The following is a 654-nucleotide window of genomic DNA, read 5'->3' as shown; positions in this document are numbered from 1 at the left end:
GGGCGACGCCCGGAACGCCCCGCCGTTCCAGCCATAAGCGACACTCCTGGTTAAATTTCATTTTTCGCGGGTATAAAAATGCGAGGAAGCGGGCAGTCCTGAAGTGCGAAAGGGGTCAGGGATTTGCTCCCCCCTTCCCTTTGTATGCGCCTGCTTTAATCGAGATGAAATAGCAATGCAGATTGCGGCGACTACAACTGCTTGCATTGTGCGAACAGGAATTCGAAAAATAGCCACTCTGCCCACAGTATATGTAATGGGCATAACTCATCGAATACGATCTCTTGCTGTCTTTGCTCTGTGGCATTCCCAGCACAACGACTCCAGATTGGCATCATCATCAGTACCGCCATGAGCTTTTGGAATGATGTGGTCAACGCAGGTAGCTTTCTTCGCTATCTTCTGCCGGCGATGGTTCTGACACAGGTATTTATCACGCTGAAGGATACGCGCTCGTTTAATTTCCCAGAGCCGCCCATATCCACGTTCTTGTCTGCTCTTTCCTGACTGATAATTCCGCCAGCCGTCACAAGCATGCTGCTTTCGGTGTTGGTCACAATAGCCGCTGACATCGTTGGTGATTGCCGCACACCCTTTGTGTCGGCATGGGCGTTTAGCACGTGCTGGCATCGGCATAGTCCTGTTTGTTGGATA

At 51.1% G+C, this 654-nt stretch carries 1 protein-coding gene; it reads right to left on the bottom strand.

Features of this window, described 5'->3' with window-relative positions; genetic code table 11:
• Positions 1 to 267 precede the first annotated feature (267 nt).
• Positions 268 to 630 carry an HNH endonuclease gene (locus OGV80_RS00250; RefSeq protein ID WP_286513161.1) on the bottom strand — a complete coding sequence of 121 codons (363 nt, stop codon included), beginning with the start codon at positions 628 to 630 and terminating at the stop codon, positions 268 to 270.
• Positions 631 to 654 lie beyond the last annotated feature (24 nt).

The organism is Citrobacter sp. Ce119, from assembly GCF_030334525.1.
In the GTDB taxonomy this organism is placed as follows: Bacteria; Pseudomonadota; Gammaproteobacteria; order Enterobacterales; family Enterobacteriaceae; genus Citrobacter; species Citrobacter europaeus.
The sequence above is the reverse complement of the archived record's forward strand: the minus strand, read 5'-3'. Positions and strand labels throughout refer to the sequence as shown.